Source organism: Methylobacterium sp. D54C (assembly GCF_053345595.1).
In genome coordinates this window covers 1-287 of sequence record NZ_JBKFAK010000243.1, presented here as the reverse complement: position 1 = coordinate 287, position 287 = coordinate 1, and the positions used below count along the sequence as shown (strand labels likewise).

Sequence of the window (287 nt, the reverse complement as noted above, 5' to 3'; positions counted from 1 at the left end):
AACCGTGGCCGCCGACCGCGAAGCGGTGGTACTCGACCGGTACGCCCGCTTCGCGGCAGGCCGCGTCCAGGATGCGGCTGTGCTCCGGGCTGATGACCGCGTCGTCGTCCGCCTGCACCAGGAACAGTGTCGGGCAACCGGACCGGATATGGGTCTGGAGCGACCAGCCCCGGCTCGCCGCCGGGCTCGGGGTCTCGCCGACGAGGGACCGCCGGGTGGTCGTGCGGTCGTAGGGCGGCTCCAGGCTCACCACGGGGTAGATCAGCGACGCGAAGTCGGGCCGCGCC

Annotated in this window: 1 protein-coding gene; it reads right to left on the bottom strand. The window is 73.2% G+C overall.

Features of this window, described 5'->3' with window-relative positions; translation table 11 throughout:
- Positions 1-287: alpha/beta hydrolase family protein (locus ACLBYB_RS33350; protein WP_447701443.1), on the bottom strand; the 287-nt coding region annotated here is incomplete at both ends.